At 75.1% G+C, this 17,146-nt stretch carries 17 protein-coding genes; 7 read left to right on the top strand and 10 right to left on the bottom strand.

The window, feature by feature from the left end; genetic code table 11:
* The first annotated feature begins 163 nt into the window (after positions 1 to 163).
* The 4 genes from ACZ6S5_RS22080 (at position 164) to ACZ6S5_RS22065 (ending at position 4,644) form a co-directional block, all read left to right on the top strand.
* The gene (locus ACZ6S5_RS22080; protein WP_466003213.1) at positions 164 to 3,208 is read left to right on the top strand and encodes a sensor histidine kinase; all 3,045 of its coding nucleotides are present in this window, start codon (positions 164 to 166) and stop codon (positions 3,206 to 3,208) included.
* Positions 3,205 to 3,612, top strand: coding sequence for a roadblock/LC7 domain-containing protein (locus tag ACZ6S5_RS22075; RefSeq protein ID WP_091666130.1), 408 nt, complete (start codon positions 3,205 to 3,207; stop codon positions 3,610 to 3,612). The genes ACZ6S5_RS22080 and ACZ6S5_RS22075 overlap by 4 nt, the downstream gene beginning before the upstream one ends.
* A 68-nt stretch (positions 3,613 to 3,680) precedes the next feature.
* On the top strand, positions 3,681 to 4,046 hold the full coding sequence (locus tag ACZ6S5_RS22070) for a DUF742 domain-containing protein (RefSeq protein WP_466003211.1): 366 nt from the start codon (positions 3,681 to 3,683) through the stop codon (positions 4,044 to 4,046).
* The gene (locus ACZ6S5_RS22065) at positions 4,027 to 4,644 is read left to right on the top strand and encodes a GTP-binding protein (RefSeq protein ID WP_466003209.1); all 618 of its coding nucleotides are present in this window, start codon (positions 4,027 to 4,029) and stop codon (positions 4,642 to 4,644) included. The genes ACZ6S5_RS22070 and ACZ6S5_RS22065 overlap by 20 nt, the downstream gene beginning before the upstream one ends.
* Positions 4,645 to 4,695: 51 nt before the next feature.
* Here the strand turns inward: ACZ6S5_RS22065 and ACZ6S5_RS22060 are convergent, their stop codons facing one another.
* The 5 genes from ACZ6S5_RS22060 to ACZ6S5_RS22040 form a co-directional block, all read right to left on the bottom strand.
* Positions 4,696 to 5,784, bottom strand: coding sequence for a uroporphyrinogen-III synthase (locus ACZ6S5_RS22060; protein WP_466003208.1), 1,089 nt, complete (start codon positions 5,782 to 5,784; stop codon positions 4,696 to 4,698).
* Complete coding sequence (nirD, locus tag ACZ6S5_RS22055) at positions 5,784 to 6,131, bottom strand: nitrite reductase small subunit NirD (protein ID WP_466003206.1); 348 nt, start codon at positions 6,129 to 6,131, stop codon at positions 5,784 to 5,786. The genes ACZ6S5_RS22060 and nirD overlap by 1 nt, the downstream gene beginning before the upstream one ends.
* Complete coding sequence (gene nirB, locus ACZ6S5_RS22050) at positions 6,128 to 8,659, bottom strand: nitrite reductase large subunit NirB (protein WP_466003250.1); 2,532 nt, start codon at positions 8,657 to 8,659, stop codon at positions 6,128 to 6,130. The genes nirD and nirB overlap by 4 nt, the downstream gene beginning before the upstream one ends.
* 70 nt (positions 8,660 to 8,729) lie before the next feature.
* Positions 8,730 to 10,169 carry an FAD-dependent oxidoreductase gene (locus tag ACZ6S5_RS22045; protein ID WP_466003204.1) on the bottom strand — a complete coding sequence of 480 codons (1,440 nt, stop codon included), beginning with the start codon at positions 10,167 to 10,169 and terminating at the stop codon, positions 8,730 to 8,732.
* Complete coding sequence (locus tag ACZ6S5_RS22040; protein ID WP_466003202.1) at positions 10,166 to 12,274, bottom strand: molybdopterin oxidoreductase family protein; 2,109 nt, start codon at positions 12,272 to 12,274, stop codon at positions 10,166 to 10,168. The genes ACZ6S5_RS22045 and ACZ6S5_RS22040 overlap by 4 nt, the downstream gene beginning before the upstream one ends.
* 146 nt (positions 12,275 to 12,420) lie before the next feature.
* On the opposite strand from ACZ6S5_RS22040, the gene ACZ6S5_RS22035 reads away from it, so the two are divergent.
* Entirely contained in the window at positions 12,421 to 13,116 is a 696-nt protein-coding gene (locus ACZ6S5_RS22035) for a class I SAM-dependent methyltransferase (protein WP_466003200.1), read from the top strand.
* Between the two features lie 3 nt (positions 13,117 to 13,119).
* Here the strand turns inward: ACZ6S5_RS22035 and ACZ6S5_RS22030 are convergent, their stop codons facing one another.
* From ACZ6S5_RS22030 to ACZ6S5_RS22010, 5 genes are read right to left on the bottom strand one after another with little or no spacing between them, the layout of a single operon-like run.
* Positions 13,120 to 14,178, bottom strand: a complete 1,059-nt coding sequence (locus ACZ6S5_RS22030; protein ID WP_466003199.1) for a hypothetical protein — start codon at positions 14,176 to 14,178, stop codon at positions 13,120 to 13,122.
* On the bottom strand, positions 14,175 to 15,179 hold the full coding sequence (locus tag ACZ6S5_RS22025; protein WP_466003197.1) for a hypothetical protein: 1,005 nt from the start codon (positions 15,177 to 15,179) through the stop codon (positions 14,175 to 14,177). Before ACZ6S5_RS22025 ends, ACZ6S5_RS22030 begins: the two co-directional genes overlap by 4 nt.
* Positions 15,180 to 15,216: 37 nt before the next feature.
* Positions 15,217 to 15,543 carry a hypothetical protein gene (locus ACZ6S5_RS22020; RefSeq protein WP_466003195.1) on the bottom strand — a complete coding sequence of 109 codons (327 nt, stop codon included), beginning with the start codon at positions 15,541 to 15,543 and terminating at the stop codon, positions 15,217 to 15,219.
* A gap of 21 nt (positions 15,544 to 15,564) precedes the next feature.
* Positions 15,565 to 15,969: a YbaB/EbfC family nucleoid-associated protein gene (locus ACZ6S5_RS22015; RefSeq protein ID WP_466003193.1), complete on the bottom strand. Its 405-nt coding sequence runs from the start codon at positions 15,967 to 15,969 to the stop codon at positions 15,565 to 15,567.
* On the bottom strand, positions 15,966 to 16,310 hold the full coding sequence (locus ACZ6S5_RS22010) for a YbaB/EbfC family nucleoid-associated protein (RefSeq protein WP_466003191.1): 345 nt from the start codon (positions 16,308 to 16,310) through the stop codon (positions 15,966 to 15,968). Before ACZ6S5_RS22010 ends, ACZ6S5_RS22015 begins: the two co-directional genes overlap by 4 nt.
* Positions 16,311 to 16,525: 215 nt before the next feature.
* On the opposite strand from ACZ6S5_RS22010, the gene ACZ6S5_RS22005 reads away from it, so the two are divergent.
* Entirely contained in the window at positions 16,526 to 16,786 is a 261-nt protein-coding gene (locus tag ACZ6S5_RS22005; RefSeq protein ID WP_123242828.1) for a DUF6364 family protein, read from the top strand.
* Positions 16,764 to 17,069, top strand: a complete 306-nt coding sequence (locus ACZ6S5_RS22000; protein WP_199737173.1) for a hypothetical protein — start codon at positions 16,764 to 16,766, stop codon at positions 17,067 to 17,069. Before ACZ6S5_RS22005 ends, ACZ6S5_RS22000 begins: the two co-directional genes overlap by 23 nt.
* Positions 17,070 to 17,146 lie beyond the last annotated feature (77 nt).

Here is a 17,146-nt window from a genome sequence, read left to right as displayed (position 1 = left end):
CCGCTGCACGGGTTGAGTCACCGCCGACCGTTTCCTGTCTCACTGCGGCTTCCCAAATCGGATTTCGTCTGATGAAATCGCGGCCGTGCCGCGCGCGGCGCTGGCCGCCGCACCAGGCACGGGTCGGCGGGTCAGGCGTGGAAGAATCGACGGAGGCGATGTCGTGAGCACCGGACCTACGACCCTGCCCGCGAGTCAAGGTGCCGACCAGCGGAACCGGCGACGGCGAGTGCCCCGGCTGCGTGACGCACGGATCCGGTCCAAGCTCGCCCTCATCCTGGTCGTCCCGGTGGCCGCTGTCATCGCACTGGCAACTATCCGACTCGTCTCGGTCGGCGAGGGCGCCTACGAGGCCAGCCGGATCCGCTCGCTCACCGCGCTGTCGATCGACGTCTCGGCGCTCGCCCAGGACCTGCACAAGGAGCGGATGGCGGCGGCCGCCTACCTGGCCGTGGCGAACCAGAAGCCGGACGACTACAACCTGCGGGTACGGCGCACCGACGAGCGGATCGCGGCGTACCGGGAGGAGCGGGGGCGGATCGGTGACGTGCCCGCCTCGGTCCGGGACCGGCTGAAGGTCATCGAGGACCACCTGGCCACGCTGAACGGCACCCGCCAGGAGGTGCTGGACCGGCAGCAGATGCCGGTCGCCGAGGCGAGCCTGCGCTACGGCATCATCCTCAGCGACCTCGTCGCGTACGGCGACACGCTCGCCCAGCAGCCCGGCGCGGAGGGCATCGCCGACGCCCGCCGCGCGGTGGCCGCCTTCTCGCACGCCAAGGCGGAGGTGGCCGAGGAGCAGGCCGTCGCCTTCACCGCGCTGGCCACCGGCCGCCTCGACGAGGAGCAGTTCTCCTCGTTCGTCGCCACCCTGACCGGCCAGCAGGAGTCGCTGCTGTCGTTCTCCCGCGCCGCCGAGCCCGGGCAGCGGTCCCTGGTGGACGGTACGGTCTCCGGTGACGCGGTGCAGCTCGCCGACCGGGTCGCCAACGACCTGTCCCGCTCGGTCGGGCAGGCCCCGCTGGTCACCCGGGACGAGGCCAGCGCCGCGATCGGCGCGGTCGACGACCTGATGCGGTGGGCCGAGATCCAGCTCCAGGACCGACTGCTGGCCGAGGCCGACACGGTACGCACCGACGTCCTCCGGCAGGCCGTCGTGGAGAGCCTGCTCGTCCTGCTCACGCTGATCATCGCCGTGACTCTGGCCGTGGTGCTGGCCCGCTCGCTCAACGACTCGCTGCGCCGGCTGCGCGAGGGCGCCCTGGCGGTGGCGAACCACGACCTGCCGGACGCGGTGAGCCGGCTGCAGAACGTCAACGCCATCGGCGACGGCGGCGTGGACGAGATCGTCCAGCAGGTCCGGGACCCGATCAAGCTGACCAACCGCGACGAGGTCGGCCAGGTGGCCGTGGCCTTCAACGTGGTCCACCGCGAGGCGGTCCGGGTGGCGGCCGAGCAGGCCGCGCTGCGGACCAGCGTCTCGGCGATGTTCCTCAACCTGGCCCGGCGCTCGCAGAGCCTGGTCGACCGGATGATCGGCGAGCTCGACGCGATCGAGCGCGGCGAGGAGGACCCGAAGCGCCTGGCCCAGCTCTTCGAGCTGGACCACCTGGCCACCCGGATGCGCCGCAACGACGAGAACCTGCTGGTGCTGGCCGGCGCCGACTCGGCCGTGCCGCGCCGCGAGGACGCGCTCCTGGTCGACGTGCTGCGCGCCGCCCAGTCCGAGGTCGAGCTCTACAACCGGATCGAGTTCGGCACCGTGGACACCGACATCTCGGTCGCCGCGCACGCGGTGAACGACGTGGTCCGGCTGGTCGCCGAACTGCTGGACAACGCCACCCGCTTCTCGCCGCCGAACACCACCGTGGTGGCCGACGGCCGGCGGATCCGGGACTACGTGCTGATCCAGGTCGAGGACCGGGGCCTGGGGCTGAGCGACGAGCAGCTCGACTCGCTCAACCGGCGGCTGGCCGCGCCGCCCACGGTGGACGTGGCCGCGTTCCGGCTGATGGGTCTGGCCGTGGTGAGCCGGCTCGCCTCCCGGTACGGCATCCGGGTGGAGCTGCGGCGCAACGTCGAGGGCGGCACCGTCGCCCAGGTGACCCTGCCGAACTCCGCGGTGGTGCTGCCGGCCAACCGGGGCCAGGCCCCGCTGACCCGGCCGCGCCAGCCGCTCGCCGTCGAGCCGTCCCCGCTGAGCCAGCTCGGCTCCTCGGCCGGCGACGCGCTGGCCGGCGACGCGTTGGCCGGGGCAGGCCGGGGCGGCACCGCCACGCTGACCGACCAGTGGCCCAACGCCGCCCCGCCGCCGGCCCGCTGGCAGGCCGCCGAGGCGCGGGAGACCGGCCCGGCCGTGCAGGTGGGCGGGGGCACCGGCGCGCTGCCGAGCCTGCCCACCGTGCCGACCACCGCCCCGGTCGCCTCCGCGCCCCCCGCCCCGTCGACCCCCGTCTCGGGCGCCGGCTACGCCATGGGCAGCTCGACCGCCGCGTACCCCGCGCTGGACCCGCTGCCGAAGCGGACCCCGGGGGTGGACGCGGCGACCACCGCCGCCCCTGCGGCGCCCGCGCCGGTGGCGCCGCCGGCGTACCAGTCCGCGCCGGCGTACCAGCCGACCGCGGTGACCCCGCCGGCCGCGCCGGTGGCCGCCCGGCCCGAGCAGCCGGCGGAGGCGCCGATCTTCCGGGAGATGGAGGCCGTCTGGTTCCGCTCGCACGGCGAGGACGAGACGACCATCTTCGCCCGGCCCCAGTTCGACGAGGCGCCGGCGCAGCCGGTGGCCGCGGCCCCGCCGCCGCTGCCCACCCGCACCCCGGGCGCGCAGGCCTCGGGCGTGGCCACACCACCGCCGTACACGCCGCCGGCGGTGCCGTCCCCACCGCCCGCCGCCGCCGTACCTCCGCCGGCCGCGACACCGGCGGCCGGCGCGGAGGCCTGGCGGACCGCGGCCGACGAGGGCTGGTCGCGGGCCAGCCGGGCCGCGGAGCCCGCCACCGGCGGCACCACCCGTTCCGGCCTGCCCAAGCGGGTGCCGCAGGCCCAACTCGTGCCCGGCGGCATCGAGCCGAAGGGCGGCCGGGCCCGGACCCGGCGCACGCCGGACGAAGTACGCGGCCTGCTGTCGGCCTACCACCGCGGTGTGCAGCGGGGTCGGACGGCCGGCGCGGACCTGAACAGCACCTCGACCAAGGAGACGAACCGATGAACAGGCCGGCGGCCATGCAGGACATGGGTTGGCTGCTCACCAACTTCGCCGACAGCGTGGCGGGCATCGCCCACGTGGTGGCGGTGTCCGCGGACGGGCTGCTGCTCGCCTCCTCCCGGGACCTGCCCACGGACCGGGCCGACCAGCTCGCCGCGATCACCTCCGGCGTGGTGAGCCTGACCGAAGGGGCCGCCCGGATGTTCAGCGCCGGCGGTGTGCTCCAGACGGTGATCGAGATGGACAGCGGATACCTCTTCCTCATGTCCATCAGCGACGGCTCGTCGATGGCGGTGCTGGCCGCCCGCAGCTGCGACGTCGGCCAGGTGGGCTACGAGATGGCGCTGCTGGTGGAACGGGTCGGCCAGGCCCTGTCCCCGCTGCCGAGGGACGCCGTCCGGTCCTGACCGGACGTTCGATGTGACCGGGTGATCCGGAGCCGGCCCGGCTCCGTACGGAGGGAGGTGATCGCGAGATGGAACCACGGCGGGACCCGCGCGGTGCGCTGGTGCGACCGTACGCGGTCACCCGTGGCCGCACCGAGCCGCTGCAGAACATCGCGCTGGAGGCGGTGCTGTCCTGCACCGCCACCCAGTGCGCCGAGGCGCGGTTCGCGGGGCACGACAAGTACCGCATCGCCACGGTCTGCGAGGGCCGGGCGCAGTCGCTGGCGGAGATCGCCGCGTACACCCGGATGCCGCTGGGCGTCACCCGGGTGCTGGTCGCCGACCTGGTGGCCGAGGGCCTGCTGACGCTACACACTGCTGCCGCTCCCGCGACGGGCTTCGCGGCGCGGATGAACCTGCTTGGAAGGGTGCTGAGTGGACTTCGCGAACTATGACCCCGCCGGGGCGAACCGCAGCCGGGAGATCATCTCCGCGAAGATCGTGATCGCGGGTGGCTTCGGCGTGGGCAAGACGACCCTGGTCGGGGCGATCTCCGAGATCCAACCGCTGACCACCGAGGCGCTGATGACCGCGGCCGGCGTGGGCATCGACGATCCGTCGAAGGTGCCGGGCAAGGAGACCACCACGGTCGCCATGGACTTCGGCCGGATCACCATGGCCGAGGACCTGATCCTCTACCTCTTCGGCACGCCGGGCCAGACCCGCTTCTGGTTCATGTGGGACGAGATCATCCGGGGTGCCGTGGGCGCCGCCGTGCTGGTGGACACCCGGCGGATCACCGACGCCTTCGCCCCGCTGGACTACTTCGAGAACCGGAACCTGCCGTACCTGGTGGCGCTGAACCGGTTCGACGGCGCGCCGCAGTACGAGCTGGAGGAGGTCCGCGAGGCGCTGGCGATCTCGCCGGACGTGCCGCTGGTGTCCTGCGACGCGCGGCACCGGGAGTCGGTCAAGCAGGTGCTGGTCACCGTCGTCGAGCACGCCATGCTCCGGCTCCAGGCCGAGCACGGCTACCCGGCCTCGGTCGGCTGACCGCCCGGGGCCGGCGCGCCGCCCGGGCCCGCGCCGGCCCCGGGCGGGGGTTCAGTCGACCCGGAGCCGGTAGCCGCGCTTGACCACGGTCTGCACCACGCGGGGGGCGTTCAGCCCGACCCGCAGCCGGGCGACCGCCATCTCCACCGCGTGCTCGTCCGCGCCCCGCGGCAGGGTACGCAGCAGCGCCGTGCGGGACAGCACCTTGCCGGGCGACGCGGCGAGCGCCCGCAGCACCGCCATCGGGGCCGGGGCGAGCGGCCGCAGCTCCCCGTCGACCACGGCGGCGTGCCCGCGCAGGGTCAGCAGGTGGCCGCCCGCCTTCACGCTCACCGTCCGCCGGGGCAGCTCGTCGACGATCGTCCGGACCAGGGCCCCGAGCCGGGCCCGGCTCGGGGCGCTCACCGGCACCCCGCGGCGCACCAGCGGCTCGGCGGTGACCGCGCCGACGCAACTGGCCAGCACGTCCTCCCGGAGCGCCGCCAGCACTGTCTCGGTGCGGTCCCCGGCCGCCCGTAGCAGGGCCTCCGCCGCCGGCGCGGAGGTGAACGTGACCGCGTCGACCAGCCGCCCCGCCACCAGGTCGATCAGCCGGTGCAGCGGGGCCGGGTCGGTGGGCGGTGCCCAGCGGTATACCGGCACCTCGATCACCGTCGCGCCCGCCGTCTCCAGCGCCTCGGTGCACTCCGGCTGCCGCTCGCCGTGCAGCTGCATGGCGACCACCTGGCCGGCCACGCCCCGCCGGACCAGGTGGTCGATCACCTCCTCGCAGCTCTCCGAGGCCGGCGACCAGTGCTCCCGCAGGCCGGCGGCCCGGATGGCGCCGGTCGCCTTCGGGCCCCGCGCCACCACGTAGGACCGGCCGAGCACGCCCCGCAGCGGCTCGGCCAGCCCCCAGCCCTCGGCCGCCTCCAGCCAGCCGCGCATCCCGATGCCGGTGTTGGCCATCAGGACATCCGGCGGGCGGTCGAGGCAGGCCCGGGTGGCCTCGCGCAGGTCGGTGTCGTCGGCGAGCGGCACGATCCGCAGCGCCGGGGCGAGCACCACCCGCGCGCCACGCCGTTGCAGCAGCGCGGCCAGCTCGTCGCGCCGCCGGTCGGCGGTGACCCCGATGGTGAAGCCGGCCAGTTCGTCGCGCATCACTCCTCCTGTCGCAACCGCACCTCGACTAGCCCGTCCCGGCAGCGCGCCCCGTGCCGCCGCAGCGCCACCCCCGGCAGGTCGAGGCACCGCCCGGTACGCAGGTCGTAGACCTGCTTGTGCAGGGGCGAGGCGAGCGTCGGCACGCCACCCCGGCTGCCCACGATGCCCCGGGACATCACGTACGCGCCGCCGACCGGGTCCAGGTTGTCCACCGCGTACAGCTCGCCACCGGTCCGGAAGAGCGCCACCTGCACGCCGTCCACCAGGGCGGCCACGCCGCGGTCGGGGTCGAGCCGGTCGAGCGGGCAGACCGGCGTCCAGTCGAGAGTGAGCAGGGGACTCATCGGCGTACCTCCGGAAGGCCGAGCGCGACGGGCTGGGGGCGACGGTCGGGGGCGGCGACCGGCGGCGCCCCGCGGGCGGGCACCGGCTGGCCGCGTTCGACCGCGAAGGTGATGGACGGGTCGGGCACGTCCGGTGCGTTGACGAAGGAGGTGAAGCGGCGCAGTCGTTCCGGGTCGTCCAGCACGTCCCGCCACTCGTCCGAGTACGACGCGACGTGCCGCGCCATGGCCGCGTCGAGTTCGGCGCAGAGCCCGAGCGAGTCGTCCACGATGACCGCCCGCAGGTGGTCGAGGCCGCCGTCCATCGCCTCGAGCCAGGCGGCGGTGCGCTGCAACCGGTCCGCGGTGCGGACGTAGTACATCAGGAACCGGTCGATCAGCGTGACCAGTTCCTCGGTGCTCAGGTCGGTGGCGAACAGGTCGGCGTGTCGCGGGCGGAAGCCGCCGTTGCCGCCGACGTAGAGGTTCCAGCCGGTCTCGGTGGCGATGATGCCGAAGTCCTTGCCGCGCGCCTCGGCGCACTCCCGGGCGCAGCCGGAGACCGCCGACTTGAGCTTGTGCGGGGCGCGCAGGCCCCGGTAGCGCAGCTCCAGCGCGACGGCCAGCCCGACCGAGTCCTGCACCCCGTACCGGCACCAGGTCTCGCCGACGCAGGACTTCACCGTGCGCAGCGCCTTGCCGTACGCGTGGCCGGACTCGAAGCCGGCGTCGACCAGCCGGCGCCAGATCTGCGGGAGCTGCTCGACCCGGGCCCCGAACAGGTCGATCCGCTGCCCGCCGGTGATCTTGGTGTAGAGCCCGAAGTCGCGGGCCACCTCGCCGATCACGATCAGCTTCTCCGGGGTGATCTCCCCGCCGGGAATCCGGGGCACCACCGAGTAGCTGCCGTCGCGTTGCAGGTTGGCCAGGAAGTGGTCGTTGGTGTCCTGCAGGGACGCCTGCTCGCCGTCGAGGACGTGCCCGGTGCCGAGCGAGGCGAGGATCGAGGCCACCACCGGCTTGCAGATGTCGCAGCCGCGCCCCCGCCCGTGCTCGGCGATGAGCCGGGAGAAGGTCCGGATGCCCCGGACCCGGACGATGTCGAACAGCTCCTGCCGGCCGGCGTCGAAGTGCTCGCAGAGCGCGGTGGACTGCTGCACCCCGGCCGCGTCCAGCAGCTGCTTCAGCATCGGCACGCAGGAGCCGCAGCTGGTGCCGGCCCGGGTGCACGCCTTCAGTGCCGGCACGTCGGCCGCCCCGCCGGCGATCGCCGCGTCGATGTCGGCCCGGGTCACCGCGTTGCAGGAGCAGACCTGCGCGGCGGCCGGCAGGGCGCCCGCCCCGGCGCCGGCGCCGCCGGCCGGCGCCAGCAGCGCCAGCGGGGGAGCGGGCAGCGGCCCGTCGACACTCGCCCGCAGCGTCGGGTACGCACTCGCGTCGCCGACCAGCACGCCGCCGAGCAGCGTTTTCGCGTCGTCGGAGAGGACCAGCTTGGCGTACGAGCGGGTGGCCGGGTCGGTGAAGGTGACGTCCAGGCAGCCCGGGGTGGTGCCGTGCGCGTCGCCGAACGAGGCCACGTCGACCCCGAGCAGCTTGAGCTTGGTAGCGGTGTCCGCGCCCGGGAAGGTGGCCGCCCCGTCGAGCAGCCGGTCGGCGACCACCTCGGCGGTCGCGTACCCGGGGGCGACCAGGCCGTGGCAGGTGCCGTCCACCGCGGCGCACTCGCCGACCGCCCAGATCCGCTCGTCGGCGGTCCGGCAGGTGGCGTCGACCAGCACCCCGCCGCGCGGGCCGAGCGGCAGCCCGGCCGCCCGGGCCAGCTCGTCCCGGGGCCGGATGCCGGCGGCCACCACCACCAGGTCCGCGTCGACCGTGCGGCCGTCGGCGAGCTCCAGCGCGGCGACCGTGCCGTCCGGGCCGGGGCGCAGCGCGCTGGTGGCCACCCCGAGGTACGGGGCGACGCCCAGCTCCTCGACGTACCGGCGGAGCATCGCCCCGCCCGCCTCGTCCACCTGCACCGGCATCAGCCGGGGCGCGAACTCGACCACGCTGGTGTCCAGCCCGAGCAGGCGCAGCGCGTTCGCCGCCTCCAGGCCGAGCAGGCCGCCGCCGATGACCGCCCCGGTCCGCCGGCCCTCGGCGTACGCCCGGATCGCCGCCAGGTCGTCCAGCGTCCGGTAGACGAACACCCCCGGCAGGTCGGTGCCGTCGACCGGCGGCACGAAGGCGTACGAGCCGGTGGCCAGCACCAGCGCGTCGTACGGGTGCTCGCCGGCCGCGGTGAGCACCACCCGCCGGTCCCGGTCGATCCCGAGGACCGGCTCGCCCAGCCGCAGCTCCACCCCGTCGTCGGGGGTGTGCAGGTTCAACTCCTCGGCGTTCACCCCGTCGAAGAAGGCCGAGAGTCGCACCCGGTCGTACGCCGGCCGCCGCTCCTCGGCCAGCACCGTCACCTGCCAGCGCCGGTCGTGGTCCCGGGCCCGCAGCGCCTCGACGAAACGCTGCCCCACCATGCCGTTGCCGACGACCACCAGCCTGCCGCCGCTCATGCCGGCACTCCGCTCGCTCATCGCGTCACCTCCACGCGGTCAGTCGCGCCACCTGCCCGGACGCTGCCGCTCATCGCGCCGCCACCGGATCCGCCTCGGCGAGCCAGTCGGCGATGCCGGCGACCGCGTCCCGGCACCCGCCGCAGCCGGTGGCGGCGCGGGTGGCCGCCGACAGCTCCGCGACGGTCCGGGCGCCGGCGCGCCAGCACGCCACCAGCGCGCCCTTGCTCACGTCGTTGCACTGGCACACCGTGGCCGCGTCCGGCATCAGCGCCGGGGACGCGGCGGGGGCGGCCGGGGCGGCGCCGGACGCCCGCCCGAGCAGCAGCGAGCGCCGGTCGGCCGGCACCGGGGCGCCCCGGTCGAAGAGCTGCACCACCGTGCCGACCGCCGGGTTGTCGCCGAGCAGGATCGCGCCGGTCAGCCGCTCGTCGCGGATCCGCAGCCGGGCGTACGTGCCCCGGGCCGGGTCGGCGAAGGTCAGCTCCTCGACCGGCCCGCCGTCGGCCGGGGCGGTGTCGCTGGCGTCGCCCATCGCGGCCAGGTCGATGCCGACCGCCTTGAGCCGGGTCACCACCGGGCGGGGGCGGTACCGGGTCAGCCGGTCCGTCCCGGCCAGCACCTCGGCGACCACCCGGGCCTGCGCCCAGGCCGGGGCGACCAGCCCGGTCAACAACCCGTCGTGCTGGGCGCAGTCGCCGATCGCCGAGATCCGCCGGTCGCTGGTCCGCATCCGGTCGTCCACCACCACGCCCCGCTCCACGGCCAGCCCGGCGTCGGCGGCCAGCGCGGTGTCGGGACGTACGCCGCAGGAGAGCACCAGCAGATCGGCGGTGAGCGCGCGGCCGTCGGCGAGGTCCAGGCGGACCCGGTCGCCGTCGGTCGCCACCGCGGTGGCCGACACCGCGAGTTCGGTACGCACGCCGAGCCCGGCGAGGGTGCCGGCGAGGACCGCGCCGGCCGGCGGGTCGAGCTGCCGCTCCATCAGGTGGCCCATGGGGTGGACCACGGTCACGTCCAGTCCCCGGGCGGCGAGGCCGCGGGCCGCCTCCAGCCCGAGCAGGCCGCCGCCCAGCACCAGGGCGCTGCGGGCGCCCCGGGCGGCGGCGAGGATCCGCCGGCAGTCGTCCAGGGTGCGGAACGGGACCACCCGCTCGGGCAGCGGGTCGAGTCCGGTCAGCGGCGGCACCACGGCCCGGCTGCCGGTGGCGAGGACCAGGTGGTCGTAGCCGATCCGGTCGCCGTCGGCGGTGCGTAGCTCTCGGACGCCCCGGTCGATCGCGGTCACGGCCACGCCGGTCCGCACGTCCACGCCCTGCCCGGCGACCTCGGCCAGCTCCACGTCCGGCTCGCCGATCTTCCCGGCCAGCAGGGTGGACAGCATGATCCGGTTGTACGCCCGGTGCGGTTCCGCCCCGAGCACGGTGACCTTCCGGTCCCCGTCCCGCGCGTGCAGCTCGGCGGCGAGCCGGGCGCCCGCCATCCCGTACCCGACGATGATCACGTTCATGACTTCTCCACCCGGACGGCGCAGATCTTGAACTCCGGCATCCCCGAGACCGGGTCGACGGCGTCGTTGGTGACGGAGTTGGCCCGGGCCGCGCCCGGCCAGTGGAACGGCGCGAAGACGGTGTCCGGCCGGATCGCCGGGCTGAGCCGGGCCGGTGCGCGCAGCTCGCCCCGGCGGGAGACCACCCGCACCTCGTCCCCGTCGGCCACGCCCAGCCGGTCGGCGAGGTCGGGGTGCAGTTCGACGAAGCCGCCGGGCGCGGCCCGGCGCAGCGCCGCGACCCGCCGGGTCTGCGCGCCGGACTGGTACTGGGCGAGCACCCGGCCGGTGGTGAAGTGCAGCGGGTACTCGGCGCAGACCGGCTCGGCGGCCGGCCGGTGGCGCACCGGGTGGAACCGGGCCCGGCCGTCCGGGGTGGGGAACCGGTCGGCGAAGAGCCGGGGGGTGTCCGGCCCGGACGGGTCGGGACAGGGCCAGAAGACGCCGGTGTCGGCGTCGATCCGGTCCCAGCTGACCCCGGCGTAGTCGGCCGGCCCGCCGGCCGAGGCCCGGCGCAGCTCCTCGAAGACCGTGGCCGGGTCGGTGGGGAAGTCACCGGGGGCGTCGAGACGGTCGGCGAGGGCGGCGAGGACCGCCAGGTCGGTGCGGACGCCGGGCGGAGGTTCGCGCAGCGCCCGGCGGCGCAGCACCCGACCCTCCAGGTTGGTCATCGTGCCGTCCTCCTCGGCCCACTGCGCGACGGGCAGCACCACGTCGGCCAGCGCGGCCGTCTCGGAGAGCAGGAAGTCGGCGACCACCAGCAGGTCCAGGTCGCGCAGCCGGGACTCGACCCGGGCCGCGCGGGGCGCGGACACCACCGGGTTGGAGCCGAAGACCAGCAGCGCCCGGGGGCCGGTCGCGGTGCCGAGCGAGTCCAGCAGGGCGTACGCGGGCACGCCCGGCCCGGGCAGGTCGTCGGCGGGCACGCCCCACACCCCGGCCACGTGCGCCCGGGCCGCCGGGTCGTCGATCCGCCGGTAGCCGGGGAGCTGGTCGGCCTTCTGCCCGTGCTCCCGGCCGCCCTGCCCGTTGCCCTGGCCGGTAAGGCAGCCGTACCCGGAGCCGGGGCGGCCGGGCAGCCCCAGGGCGAGCGCCAGGTTGAGGTAGGCGGTGACCGTGTCCACGCCCTTGGCGTGCTGCTCCGCACCCCGGGCGGTGAGGATGATCGCCCGGTCCACGGTGGCCAGCGCCCGGGCGGTCGCCTCCAGGTCGGCCACCGGCACCCCGGAGAGGCGTTCCACCTCGGCCGGCCAGTACCCGGCCACGGTCCGCCGCACCTCGTCGAAGCCGGTGGTCCGCTCCGCCACGTACGCCCGGTCGAGCCAGCCCTCGGTGAGCGCGATGTGCAGCAGCGCGTTGGCCACCGCCAGGTCGGTGCCGGGCAGCGGTTGCAGGTGCCGGGAGGCGTGGCGGGCCGTGGCGGTCAGCCGGGGGTCGATCACGATCAGCTGGCCGCCCCGCTCGCGCTGGTCGGTCAGGTGCCGCAGCAGCGGCGGCATGGTCTCGGCCGGGTTGGCGCCGACCAGCAGCAGGGTGTCCGCCCGGCCGAGGTCGGCGAGCGGGAACGGCAGCCCCCGGTCGACGCCGAAGGCGCGCAGGCCGGCCGCCGCCGCCGAGGACATGCACCAGCGGCCGTTGTAGTCGATGTGCCGGGTGCGCAGCGCCACCCGGGCGAACTTGCCGAGCGCGTACGCCTTCTCGTTGGTCAGCCCGCCACCGCCGAAGACGGCGACCGCGTCCCGGCCGTGCCGGTCCTGGACGGCGCGCAGGCCGGCGGCCACCCGGTCGAGGACCTCGTCCCAGCCCGCCGGGCGTAGCTCGGCGCCGGGCCGGTCGCGCAGCAGCGGGGTGGTCAGCCGGTCCGGGTGGTCGAGCAGTTCCGCCGCGGTCCAGCCCTTCTGGCAGAGGCCGCCGCGGTTGGTGGGGAACTGTCGGGGCGCCACCTCGATCCGCCCGCCGGTCTCGCGCAGGACCATGCCGCACTGCAGGGCGCAGTACGGGCAGTGCGTGGCCGCCTCGCGGGGCGGTGTCCCTGGCAGCGTCGCGACGCGCGCACCGTCTGTCATGTCCGAGAAGCGTGCCGCCGGGCGGTTTCCGGTCCGGGTCCCTTCTGTTTCGGTCCTGTCAAGAGCGGCTCACACCGTACGGGGGTGACGGACCGGTCCGCCAGGTTTAGAATGTGAGACACAAATCCTGAATAATGGGAGATGCGATGAGTGTGGCGGACGCGTTCGACGCGGTGGCGGGCAGCTACGACGCGGCGCGGCGCAGGCTGGTGCCCTGCTTCGACGCCTTCTACGGCACCGCGGTCGAGGTGGCCGCGCCGCCGCTGCGGGCGGCCCTCGCGGCCGGGCGTACCCCCGAGGTGCTGGACCTGGGCGCGGGCACCGGCCTGCTCTCCCTGCTGCTCGCCGCCGCGGTCCCGGGGATCCGGCTGACCCTGGTCGACGCCGCGCCCGGCATGCTGGCGATGGCCACCGGCCACCTGGCGGCCCGGGGCGTGCCGCACCGGACGGTGCTCGCCGACCTCACCGACCCGCTGCCCGCCGGCCGGTACGACGCAGTGGTCTCCGCGCTGGCCATCCACCACCTCGACGACGAGGGCAAGCGGGCCCTCTACCGGCGGGCGGCTGACGCGCTGGTGCCCGGTGGCGTCCTCGTCAACGCCGAGCAGGTGGCCGGCCCGACCCCCGACCTGGACCGGCGCTACGACGAGGTGTGGACCGCGCAGATCACCGCGCTCGGCTCGGACGCCGAGGAGATCGCCGGGGCCCGGGAGCGGATGCGGCACGACCGCCCGGCATCCGTGCCCGACCAGCTGCGCTGGCTCGGCGAGGGCGGCCTGGCCGACGTCGACTGCTACTTCAAGGCGTGGCGGTTCGCCGTCATCGGCGGCCGTCGCCCGTGACCGTCAGCGCGGCTCCGGTGCGACCGTCGCGGTGAACCGGGTGACCCGGGTGGGAATCTCGGTGCCCCGCTGCACCGACTGCACCTCGGTGCGGGTCCGCACCCGCAGCTCCAGCCGGGTGACCCGGCCGGCGGTGATCCGCACGGGCACCCGTACCGGCTCGGCCGGGGCGACCTCGGCGCCGGCCGGCGGACGGGCCTGCACCAGCACCTCGTGCTCGCCCGGCGGCAGCCGGTAGGCCCAGGTCCGCCAGGAGAACTGGCGTTGTTCGCCGTCGATCGACAGGACCGGCCAGGGGATCCAGGAGTTCGGGTCCTGCGCCGGCCGGGCGAACGCGCCCAGCCCGTTCCACCGGTACTCCTGCGCCGACGCGCCGGTGACCACGAGGGCGCCGTGCGCGGCGTCGGCCAGCCCCGCCGGCGGCTCGCCGTCGCCGAGGAACATCCCCCGGTCGGCGTCCCGCACGTTCCCGGCGGCCTCCTCGGACGCGGACACCCGCCGGCGCCGGTCGACCGCGCGCTTGCCCCGGCTGACCAGCAGCACCAGACCGATCATCACGGCGACCAGGCCGACGGTCGCGGCACCGGCCACCGCCGCGCTCGTGGTGCGGGGCAGCAGCGGAAAGAAGGACGCGGCGAGCAACGGCGCCACGATCACCCACGCCCCGGGGCCCGGCCGGCGGCGCACCGGGGGCCGCGCCAGCAGCCCCTCGACGGTGCCGTACGACGCGGGCATGAAGTACTCCAGCTCGACGATCTCGCCGGCGCGGACGGTCACCCGGCGCGCCGACTCGGCCGACGCCGCGCCGCGTACCTCGACCAGGTGCTCGCCCGGCTCGACGACGGTGACCATCCGGCCGTGGCCGCGCCACATCGGACGGTCGTCCACCCCGACGGCCTTGAGCTGCACCCAGTTCGCCGGGTCGGCGCCGCGGGTCCGGATCCGGACCGACACGCCCGCGGCACCCGCCGGCAGGGCGGGCGGGGGACCGCCCACCGGCCACGGCGTGACCGGCGCGTCCGGGTAGCCCTGTGCGGGTGTCGTCCGCTCCCAGCGGTTCATTTCGTCACGTCCAACCCCGCGTCGATCTGCTCGTCCGACATGCTGGAGTCACCGGCCTCCTGGTTCTTCCAGATGCCCGTGCCGAGGTTCACCCCCGGCCCGGCGTAGCCGCCGGGATCGCGCAGCACGCCGCCGGCGATCCGGCCCACCGTGGACAGGACGGCCGCGGACCCCCGGAACTCCACCACACTCTTGCCGACCTTCGCCATCAGCGGCGCCGGCAGAATCCGGGTCATCAGCTCCCGGATCCGCAGCAGCAGCTGGACGACCCGGTCCATCACCCGGACCGCCCGGCTGGTGGCGACGGTGGCCTGCACCCCGGTGGCCGCCCCCGCGGCCGCCACCGAGCCGCCCATGGTCGGCGCCGCGGCGGCCATCGCGATCGCCCACTCGACGATCATCCACTCGATCAGGGTCGCCAGGATGCCGATGATGATCTGCTGGGCGGCGCCCATGATCTTCGAGAAGAGGGTGAGCAGCCCCGAGATCGAGGCCGCCTCGCCGCCGGTGGCCTCGATCGCGTCGGCGAACTCCAGCAGCCGGGCCTTGGCGGCGGCGGCGTCCCGGCCGGCCCACTCGATCAGCTCGTCGGTGGCGGCCTGCCGGACGGCCGCGGCCAGCGGCGCCAGCGCCGTACCGAGCTGCTGCCACTGCTCGGCGTACGGCTCCATCCGCTCGGAGTTGCCGGTGACCAGGCTGAGCAGGTCCTCCAGCGGCTGCACGAAGTCGATCAGGAAGGTGAGGCCGGCGGAGATGAGCCAGTTCAGCGGGTCGGCCCAGACCGCGAACGCGTTCGCGGCGAAGTCCGCGACCCCGGCGGAGATGTCCGACCACTCACCCTGGGAGATCCCGGTGTAGAGGTTCTTGACCGCCTCGCCCATCGGGAGCACGGAGTCCGGGCCGAGGTCGACCGAGTCGGTGATGCCGAGGTTGCCGGCGTACTGGCTGCCGTCGTCGGTGTTGTTGCTCAGGTAGGCGTCGTTGTCGTCGGTGCTCGTCACGAGGGGGTCGCTCCCGTTGTCGTCGGCTCGGCGCCGCTCACTTGCCGCCGGAGAGTTTGTCCTGGAAGCGGGCGAACGCCTGCTGCAGCTCCGCGTCCAGCTGCTGGTACCGGTCGGCGCTCGCCCGGATCGCGCCGCCCTGCGAGTGGAGCGCCTTCGAGATCGTCCGGATGTGGTCCCGGGTCTGCTCGGCCTTGCCGTCGTACCAGCCCTTCATCAGCAGCCCGAGGGCGCCCCAGAGCACGTCCGGCGGGTCGGCCTGGGCCAGGCCGTCGGCGATCTGGTCGGCACTCGTGGCGAGCGCCTTCATCACCTCGGCGGTGCTGGTCAGCTTGTCGGACGGGACGACGACGCCGTCACCCACGGTGGTCTCCTCTCGGCCCGGTCACCAGCGCCGGCCGCGGCGCTGGTCGAGGCTGTCACGGACGTGCTCGGGGATCGCCTCGCGGACCAGGTCGAGGGTGGGTACGGTGCCCAGCTCGGCGCCCAGCTCCGCGAGCTTGAGCGCGCGGGCGGCCTGGGCCTCCCGGATGGCGCCGAGGACCATGCCGGCGAGGAGGGTGCCGTGCCGCAGCGCCGCGTCGGTGATGTTCACGGTCGACACGTGGCCGTTCTCGTCGACCTCGACCCGGACCCCGCCGTCCGTGGAGAAACCCTCGCCGGTCAGCCCGCCGGCCTGCTCGGCGAAGCGCTCGTACCGCTCCGCCATGGCCCGGTTGCGTTCCCGGATGCCGTCCAGGAACGCCAGCACCTCGTCCGGGTCCTGGAAGTCGCGGGGTCGTCCGGTCACTGGACCGGCTCCTCGGCCCGATCCAGCTCCGCCCGCAGCTGCGCCGGGGTCGGCAGCGGGGCGAACGGCTCGCCGACCCGGCCCCCGGTGAGCTCGGCGAGCGTCTCCGCCAGGTCCCGCTGGAGCAGCGCGTTCGCGTCCCGGATCGTGCGGACCACCAGCGCGCCCAGCTCGGCCCCGGTGTACCGGGCGGCCCGGGCGGTGAACTGCAGGTCACGGACCGCCCCGCCGGGGCCGACCACCACGGTGACCGCGTGGTCCTCGCTGGTCAGCTCCGTGGACGCCGCCGCGACCGCCTCCCGTACCCGGCGCGCCCGTTCGGCGATGACGTGCGGCTCCACGGCTTGTGCTCCCTCCGATCCGGGGGTGGTGTCCGGATCATCGAGAACCCTAGGGGCGGACGGCCTTCCTGTCCGCCCCTCCGGGTCGGGTGATCGGCTGACCCGCCGGCTCGGGCGACCGTCCCGGCTCGTGCCCGCCCGGGTGGGATGTCCGGTTCGCCGACGGGTGCGCGCGCGGATGACTGGTGGTCATACCAGCGGGTAATCTCTCCGGCATGACCGCCAAGGTGACATTGTCGTTCTCCGACGAGACGATCGAGGAGGCGCGCCGGTTCGCCAAGCGGGAAGGGCTCTCCCTCTCCGCCTGGATGGACCAGGCCGCCCGGGAGAAGGCGCTGCGCGAGGTCTTCACCGCGCACGCCGCCGCCGTCGGTCGGGCCGGCCTCGATCTGGAGTCCGCGGCCCTGGCCGACGCCCAGGAGGCCGCGCTGGTCGACGACGCGCTCTTCGGCGGTGGGCGACCGCGTGCTGCGTAGGGGAGAGGTCTGGCGTATCTCGGGCGCCCGGGAACGCCTCGGTCTGGTGATCAGCTCCGACGTCTACAACTCCACCGACGTGCCGATCGTGATGGTGGCCGAGGTGGTCGAGGAGTCACTGCTGCGGGACTCGCCGCTCGCCGTGCCGATGGGCGGGTACGTGGTGATGCCCGACCGGCTCTCCTCGCCGATGAAGAAGTGGTTCACCGAGTGCGTGGACGTGGCCGACACCGAGACCATGCAGCGGGTGGGCCGGGCCCTGCGGATCCTCCAGGAGCTGTGACCGGCTCACCGCGGCCCCGTGGCGGACGTGCGATCTCCGTTTCCCGAACGACGCCGGACGGGTACGGCCGGGAAACC

The sequence above is a fragment of the Micromonospora sp. NPDC051924 genome, from assembly GCF_055586005.1.
Note: the sequence above shows the minus strand (reverse complement) of the source record. Positions and strands in the feature narration are given on the sequence as shown.